Source organism: Lactiplantibacillus paraxiangfangensis, from assembly GCF_036246185.1.
Classification (GTDB): Bacteria; Bacillota; Bacilli; order Lactobacillales; family Lactobacillaceae; genus Lactiplantibacillus; species Lactiplantibacillus paraxiangfangensis.
Map to the genome: position 1 here is coordinate 107,678 of NZ_BTPW01000009.1, position 7,997 is coordinate 115,674.

General features: G+C 45.5%; 6 protein-coding genes. 4 read left to right on the forward strand and 2 right to left on the reverse strand.

What is annotated here, in order from left to right; all coding sequences use genetic code 11:
* Positions 1-471 precede the first annotated feature (471 nt).
* Positions 472-1,209 (reverse strand): sulfite exporter TauE/SafE family protein, encoded by a 738-nt coding sequence (locus tag AAA939_RS06595; RefSeq protein ID WP_338209189.1) that lies wholly within the window; start codon positions 1,207-1,209, stop codon positions 472-474.
* 115 nt (positions 1,210-1,324) lie between these two features.
* Between AAA939_RS06595 and AAA939_RS06600 the strand changes: the two genes are divergently transcribed.
* Together AAA939_RS06600 and AAA939_RS06605 are read left to right on the forward strand one after the other, a co-directional pair.
* Positions 1,325-1,891 (forward strand): TetR/AcrR family transcriptional regulator, encoded by a 567-nt coding sequence (locus AAA939_RS06600; protein ID WP_338209188.1) that lies wholly within the window; start codon positions 1,325-1,327, stop codon positions 1,889-1,891.
* A gap of 199 nt (positions 1,892-2,090) precedes the next feature.
* Positions 2,091-4,094: an ABC transporter ATP-binding protein/permease gene (locus tag AAA939_RS06605; RefSeq protein ID WP_338209186.1), complete on the forward strand. Its 2,004-nt coding sequence runs from the start codon at positions 2,091-2,093 to the stop codon at positions 4,092-4,094.
* 223 nt (positions 4,095-4,317) lie between these two features.
* On the opposite strand, the gene AAA939_RS06610 is transcribed toward AAA939_RS06605, so the two are convergent.
* Complete coding sequence (locus AAA939_RS06610) at positions 4,318-5,673, reverse strand: FAD-dependent oxidoreductase (protein ID WP_338209184.1); 1,356 nt, start codon at positions 5,671-5,673, stop codon at positions 4,318-4,320.
* Positions 5,674-5,811: 138 nt separating this feature from the next.
* Here AAA939_RS06610 and AAA939_RS06615 point away from each other — a divergent pair, with 138 nt between their 5' ends.
* Both AAA939_RS06615 and AAA939_RS06620 read left to right on the forward strand, forming a co-directional pair.
* Positions 5,812-6,513 carry an EAL domain-containing protein gene (locus AAA939_RS06615; RefSeq protein ID WP_338209182.1) on the forward strand — a complete coding sequence of 234 codons (702 nt, stop codon included), beginning with the start codon at positions 5,812-5,814 and terminating at the stop codon, positions 6,511-6,513.
* Between the two features lie 577 nt (positions 6,514-7,090).
* Positions 7,091-7,750: a P-loop NTPase family protein gene (locus AAA939_RS06620; RefSeq protein WP_338209181.1), complete on the forward strand. Its 660-nt coding sequence runs from the start codon at positions 7,091-7,093 to the stop codon at positions 7,748-7,750.
* The last annotated feature ends 247 nt before the right edge of the window (positions 7,751-7,997 follow it).

Below are 7,997 nucleotides of genomic sequence, written 5' to 3' on the forward strand. Positions count from 1 at the left end.
ACGTCTGAGATAATCAAAAAGTTCCCATTCAGAAATGATGATCACATTTCTGAATGGGAACTTTTTTGATTATAGCTAAAGGCTGAAAGTCAAATTTAAAAGCCATAAAGATCAGCTATTTGTAAGCTATTCCGGTTGCCACTGATGACAAGCGGTCGTGGGACCGGGGCTAGCCTGGGGAGCGGTCTAGCCCCTCGCCCGGAACAGTTGCAAAACCCGCAATTGTCCCGGACCGTCCGTGGTCTAAGGCCGGAAATTCACCGGTCTAAGGCCACCTTCACGACCAATGCCATCAGTGGCAACCTCCGAGCATCCGATGAAGGCCAAATTTATCATAGACAACTTCCAGCTATGTTGAGGGTTCTATCAAACTTGACTAGTTTGTTTAAAACAACCTTAGCGTAGCCGACCCCACGGCCCACTGATTCTGCCGGCGAAGCGCCGAAAAAACCTAAGATTTAAACTGGCGTGCTAAATAAACATTTTGACGCCAAAGTAAATGATCAGTAAACCGAGAAATGGCGTTAGGACCCGATTGACTTTGTCCAAATCTAATCGGCGAATCACAAGGGGTGTTATGATTGCACCGATAATGGCACCAATCATCAATAACCAACCAGCTTGCCAAGCAAAAGTACTGGTGAATAGGTGTCCGATTAGACTAATTGCCGACATCGTTGTCAGTACGTAGGTGGCGGTGCCGGCAGCTTCGACTGCGGTCAACCCCAAAATGGTGAGCCCAGCCGCCGTGGTCGCACCACCGCTTAAGCCGCCGATACCGACCATCAGCCCACTGAGTAAGCCGAAACCACGGGCAATCCAAATTTGCTGAGCCGTTTTATGGGATTTCTTTTGCCGCCGAATAGCTTTAAGTAGTACCATGTCACCCATCACGATAAAGATAGTACCAACGATCCAGTTATATAACTTTTGTGGGATGAATTGCGCACTGATTGTTCCCACTAATATGCCAGGAATAGCGGCCAAAATCATTTGATTGCCGACATGAAAGTTGACATTCTTGATGCGCATTTGGGTTAGAAAACCGAAGAACAATGCGGGTAGGGCCACTAATAAGGAAGTCGGCACTGCCACCGCAGTTGTTAAGCCGATTTGGCTGGTGAGGACGCCGAGGTATAAAGCAGCGCCACCACCACCGATTAAACTGACAAAAATACCAATAATTAAACCATAGGCGAAAATAAGCATTTAGTTGACCTTCTTTAAAGTGTAAAAGTAAGTTGATTATAAGTGGAGCATGCTCCACTTGTCAAGCTAGTCTAGTTAGCGTAAGCTGAGTAAAAAACGTGAAGTGGGTGTCAAAATGCGTAAAGATGCAGCACAAAATCGAGCTAAAATCATGGCGACGGCGGCTAAACTATTTCAACAACGCTCAGTTAGTGCGGTGAGCATGAAAGATATTGCCAGCGCAGCACAGATTGGTACGGGGACGCTTTATCGTAACTATCCCAATAAGAGCGAATTATGCTTGGCCTTGTCATTTGATTTTATTCAACAATTCATCACTACGGGTCAACAGTACCTGGCCCAAACAACGGCCAAACCAGTGACGCAGTTTCAGCAAGTGTTAGCGCAATATTTAGCTTTTCGTGAGCGGCGCTTACAATTGTTAACGGCGGTTGAAACTGGTCCAACTGTGATGGCGACTTATTATCAGAGTCCGTTGTACCAACAACTGGTCGACTTATTTAAACGTGTCTTGGCACCAGTTAGCGGTGAAATTGATGCGACCGAACTCACTTTTAGAGCTGACATGGTCCTTGCGATGTTAAAAAGTGACAGCTACGCCTATCAACGACAACAACAAGGGTTGTCACGGGCGCAAATCGCCGCAGCAATTAGTCATTTGATGATCAGGGCTGAGTGCTGATCTAAATGGCTTGGATTCAGCAATAACAGAATGTCCTTCTTTAATCATCGATGATGCCACGTTAATAGTCACAAACCAACCATCTATTACGACACGCCCTAAATAAGTAAACATGCGGTACCAACGGATTAATCCCCCCGTCTAAGCTAGTGGGTGCTAAGCTTAGACAGAATTGGTATAGGAAAATGGGGGCAACGGTATGGCTTATTTGGAAGTGCAGGATGTCCGCAAAAGTTACTACATTGGTAAGCAGGCCTTTCCGGTTTTGAAAGGGATTAATTTATCGGTTGAGTTAGGTGAATTTGTTGCAATTTTAGGGGAATCTGGAGGGGGCAAGACTACCCTAATGAATATTATTAGCGGGCTGGATCGCAACTTTGATGGGACGGTTACCGTCCATGGGCAGACACTGGATCACTTACGGGAACGCCAACTAGACCGTTACCGCCGTGAAACGATTGGCTATATTTCACAGAGTTATAACTTAATTCAACATTTGAACGTCCTAGAAAACGTGATGCTGGCCCTAGATATGACCAAGTTGGGTCGTGCGGCACGACTCCGCCGGGCACACGAGTTGTTAGGGCAGGTGGGGTTAGCGGACCAAGTCAAAAAATATCCCAATCAGCTTTCTGGTGGGCAGCAACAGCGGGTCGCCATCGCCCGGGCCCTTGCCGGTAACCCGCCAATTGTCGTGGCGGATGAACCAACCGGCGCCCTCGATGCTGAAAATACGGCTGAAGTGATGCGAATTTTACAAAAAATTGCCACGGATGGGCGGATGGTGATTTGCGTGACCCACTCTGAACGGGTGGCTCAGGCGGCTAACCGGGTAGAACGCTTAGCAAATGGTCAAATCAAAGACGAGCACGTTTTGCGACCCGCAACCCCAGCCCAAAATTCAGCGGAAACGCCGCAGCAAACGATTGCTGCGCGGCCATTGCCATGGCACGTCTCATTTGCGACGGCATTTCGGCACATGCGGTTTACTTGGAGTTGGAACAGCTTGATCGTGCTAGGAACCGCCATTGGTTTATTTGCGGTGATGCTGTTTACCGGTCTAGGAAATGGGATTCGGGGGTACATTAACCACCAAGTCAACAACGTTGTTGATCCGCAGTCGATCACGGTCATGCGCTACAGTAGCAATGGTAAGGATCAAGAGGAACAGTCGGTCGCAGTTGACCCGGCGCTTGCGGGGACGATTGCTTCACACATGAAGACCTTTTCTCAAAAACAACTACAGACCTTGCGGGAACTGCACCACGTGATTGACGTTGAGCCCGGAATTTCTGCGACTAATGCGACCGTGATGGTGGGCAATGACCGGTATTCTGCCCCAGAATTGACGACCTGGACCAGTACGGACCCTAACTCAAGCTTGAAAGTAGGGCACCGTCCTTCGGGTGATAATCAGATTGTTTTGGATAAACGGACGATTGCCCAAAAATGGTCCGCAACGAATTGGCGGGATTTGGTCGGTCGTGCGGTGACCGTGTCGTATCAGACGGTCAATGCGAAGGGCAAGCCGGTTACTGTGACCCGGCAATTGACCGTTTCAGGGATTGTGGATAGTCCGTCGGGTGCGAGCTTAAATGCCGTGAACTATGCGACCATGCAAGCGATGGCGCAGGGGGCCGGGATGTCTAAACAGCCGACCTTTGCAACGGTGCGGGTGTCCATGCGTAACCAGAATGAGGCGGTCGTCGATGAAATCAACCAGCTAAAGGTCAATGGAAAGCAACAATTTTCTGCCAACAGTATTTCAACGACCCTAGACCGTGTGAATACGTATGTAGGAATTGCGACGACGGTGCTTGCGGCAATTGCTGGTATTTCGCTGATTGTTTCGGCACTGATGATCATTGTTACGATGTTCATGTCCGTCAGTGCGCGGATGAAGGAGATTGGCGTCTTGCGTTCGCTCGGTGAAAGTCGGCGCGACATTCGGCGGTTGTTTACCAGTGAAGCGTTGATGCTAGGCGGCCTGAGTGCAGTCTTGGCAACTAGCTTGACCTATGGATTCGGAGCCTTGCTCAACCATTGGCTGTATAAAATTGCGGGGTATCCGCTCGTCCAAATTCATCTTCAAAGCATTGGAATGATTTTTATTTTGGCAATCGTCATTGCGTGGTTGGCCGCAATTTTACCTGCCCGGCGCGCTGCACGTGCTAACCCAATTAAGGCGTTAGCTGCTCGGTAGCATTAAGCTAGATGAAACAAGTTTTCCATAAATAGCTGTGACAAAACGAAAACAGTCCGTTCAGAAATATTTCTGAAAGGACTGTTTTCGATTATTATGGTCGAAACGTGCGCCAAAAGGCAACTTGTTCCGCTTAACCCGCACTCAGCGACCATTCCAAACCCAGGAATAATCACTGAGTGCACGTTAATGCTCACAAGCTAACCGTCTTTTGGCACAGGCTTTAACTGCGGGCATAGCCGTTTTCTTGTGTCACGGCAATTTGGCCTACTAAATTCAAATAGTCAAAAGGATTGTTGAAATTAAGTGAGAATAACATGTCGACCATGGCTAACTGATCAATGGTGCCGTGATTTTGAATCAGCATGGAGACCACGTTGGCTGACTGGGAGACATCGTGTTGGCTCATCAGTTGTACACCGAGTACCCGGCGATTATTGCGATCATAAACCAGATTAATGTTGACTTCGTAAGCATCCGGCATAAAGTTTGGCCGGTAAGGACCTTCATAATGTGCGGTTGCAGCGTTTAAATGGGCCGCTTTGGCTGCTTCTAAAGTCAGCCCGGCTTCAGCAATGGTATGACCAAAGACTAACATGCCGGAGGTGAGCTGAGAGCCCAGCGTCCGAACGCGGCGTTCACCAACATTCATTCCAGCAAGTGCGCCTTGACGAACGGCTTGTGAGGCTAATGGCAAGTAGGTATTTTGATCGGTAATGTTTAAACGGACGGCCGCCACATCCCCAGCGGCCAGAATAGCTTCGTCGGAGGTGTACATGTAGTCATCCGTAATAATCGCACCATCGGACGTTGTCTTAACTTGGTCTTTGAGTAGCTTAGTGTTAGGTAACATGCCGGCACTAACTGCCGCCATGTCGACGTGGTAACGGTCATCCTGAGTCGCAATGACTAAACTGCCATCTGGATCTTCATCAAAGCTTGTGACCGTTGTATTGGTTAACACTTTAATGCCGTGTTTCATGAGCAGTTTAGCGGTTGCTAGCGACAAATTCGGTTCGACGTATTTATCGAGTAAGTATTTAGGTCGCTGGAATAGTGTGACTTCATGGCCGCTTTTGGCATAGCCTTCTGCCAGTTCAATTCCAATTCGGCCGCCACCTAAAATTCCAATCCGTGGTTGTGACACCGTTTTTTGGCAAAGGTCGTGGGCTTGATCATAAGTCTTACAGAGCAGTACCCTAGGATTCTCAATCCCCGTAATTGCTGGAATTGCGGTGGTTGAACCAGCTGCCATGATTAATTTGTCGTAAGTGTCGTTGAAAAATTCTTTAGTGATTAAATTTTGTACCAGTAAGGTGTGCGTCGCAGCATCGATTTTAATGACATCGTGCCTGATACGCATGTTGACGCCTTGTTTCACAAATTCGTCTGGTTCAGCATAAAAAGTTTCATCCAGACTTTTTACGGTCCCCTCAATATGTAAGTATGTCGCACAAGAGAGGTAAGAAATGTTCTCTTGACGTTCATAAACGGTGATTTCAGCCGTTGGATAATTGATTAAGATTTGCTTGATAGCGGCAATTCCCGCGTGCGTACAACCAATGACGATAACTTTCATAAAAAAGCCCCTTTAATTAATTTACAGATAAGATTACTATATAGTCAAGTCTATACGTTTAATTGTATTTACGCACTAAATTAGCACATTGTATTGACCTTTTTTAGTAAAAACAAGTTTGTAAGCGGGGGGATTCATATGGAACCAGTTTATCGCTTCTTTGTGCAACCACAAATTTATACACAAACGAAAATGATTAGTGGTTTTGAACTTTTGATTCGGCAAAAAACGGCCCAAGGTTGGCGCTTACCAGCCTCATTTGATGACATTGATCCAGAGGTCTTTGCCAAATTATTAGTTGTAACGACAAGGGTGCTAGCCCCGAAAGTTGAACAATGCTCGGTGAATATTAGTCGCCAGCAGCTAATGACGACGACCATCGCAGATGCGCTCGTCAAGTGTCAGGAGCAACTTTACCCGACTAAGTTGGTTGTTGAATTAACTGAAGATGAGAGTACTCAAACGTACTGCACCGATTCGGTATTGAAACACATTAAAACCTTTTTGCAAAATGGTATGGAAGTCTCTTTGGATGACGTTGGTAGCGGGGAAAACTACTTTACTGAAATTCGGGACTTATTGCCCTATGCCAGTGAGATCAAATTTGCGTTACAAAATTTCAAACAAGACTTTCAAGAACCAGAAATGCAACGCCGCGTTCATTTTTGGCGGGCCATTAGTGCTGAATACGGCGTGCGATTAGTTTTGGAAGGTATTGAAACGCAAGCGGACAATCAATTGAGTAAAAAAATTGGAATTGAAGTCAAACAAGGGTATTACTTTGGCAAACCGCGTTTACTGACGTTACCGCAAAATAGCGAGAGAATCCTTGCGCATTAATTAATGAGCTTAGCGCAATTGAAATTTAGTTTGTATTTAAATATTAATCGATCGTCCGGAATAAAGTTCCGGGCGATTTTTTAATTTACCTCCAAAGTTAGTCAAGGATTGTAACCTCAAATAAGTGGCGCTGGGACCAATTTAAATGAAAAATTGTCTGATTTAAGAAGAGATAGTACCAGTATAGCAGCGTTGACAACGGTTTCATGGATTTAAACTTTGTACATAAGATGGAAATTTAATTAGTTAGTTAAACATTAAAACACAAATTGTTAGTGAAAATTCATTTAACGGTTGATAAACTAACTTTTGTTGGAATTAATAGTGTCAGTTTTAATTGTACACGTCTTACATTAATGAGTCGCGTGACAATTTAACTTGTTGGCAGCCGGGACGTTAGTTCACTTTTATGAGAGAACGCCCGATATTTAACCTAGGATTTAATTTGCCAACAAAATTATCAGCGAGTTCTCATTAATTATTTTTCAACCCCGTTAAGGAACGGTAGGTGGCTAGCTTTTAGTTGCATCACCGGTTATGCTGTGGGTAATTCAAAAAGAAATTTGGGGTAATTAATTTGAAAAAAGAACCGCGTACACTGCTCATTGGTGGTACGCAAACGGCGAGTGGTAAGAGTTTATTAACACTCGCACTGGCAAACGTTCTGTGTGATCAGGGCAGATCTGTCACCATTGTTCATTGTGACTACGACGTCGCAACGTGGACTCAGGTGATACCCGCCAAGCGACAACATCAATGGCAATCAGAATTAAAATCGACTGACCAATTAGAAAACTTTTGGATGGACTTACAATTTGTTAAAACTGACGACTTATTGATTGATTTGAAATCATCTGGACCGACGCATACGAATTATACTTGGCTCTTAAATCACTGCTGGTTACCATTAGCAGATGAAATTATTTTAACCTACTCGGAAAATATTGATTTGAATCAGCAACTATTTGAAGATTTAGGAACGTTGCAATTTAGTATGGAGTACACTGCAACCAACCCAACAATTTATACCGTTATGAACACTTACCCGTCTCCAGCGGCAGTTTGTCAGGCGATACCCGCCAAAGAACTGGTGCCTTTTCACCGTGATTTTCAGTCCCGGCACGTTGAGTTTGCCGCAATGAAACTCCAGCCACTGGGCACGTTAAGGGATGCGCGTGAGGACCCGACCAAGGTGCTCGTGGATGCGGAACAATTGCTGGCTAAAATCGCAGCGTAGTAGCGTATTTAATTATTAAGCATAATAGAGAGGTTGCGGCTTTTGGCTGCAGCCTTTTTTTGTGCGTCGATACAGACGGTAGAAAAACAGTTGTCGTTCGAATATAAAATAAAAAATATTCCTCAATTGTCAAATCAAGTGCAACACTAAGAATCTATTCTTAGAAGTGGTCTAGTTGCTAAGCTAGTTCAGGCATTAGATCGGCTGGGCAGCGATAGTTCAATGACCGCCGTAGCCGGTTGTTTAA

Bases quoted from the DNA above. Each gene is read 5' to 3' on its own strand.
- AAA939_RS06595 (WP_338209189.1), bottom strand. From the start codon at position 1,209: ATGCTTATTTTCGCCTATGGTTTAATTATTGGTATTTTTGTCAGTTTA.
- AAA939_RS06600 (WP_338209188.1), top strand. From the start codon at position 1,325: ATGCGTAAAGATGCAGCACAAAATCGAGCTAAAATCATGGCGACGGCG.
- AAA939_RS06605 (WP_338209186.1), top strand. From the start codon at position 2,091: ATGGCTTATTTGGAAGTGCAGGATGTCCGCAAAAGTTACTACATTGGT.
- AAA939_RS06610 (WP_338209184.1), bottom strand. From the start codon at position 5,673: ATGAAAGTTATCGTCATTGGTTGTACGCACGCGGGAATTGCCGCTATC.
- AAA939_RS06615 (WP_338209182.1), top strand. From the start codon at position 5,812: ATGGAACCAGTTTATCGCTTCTTTGTGCAACCACAAATTTATACACAA.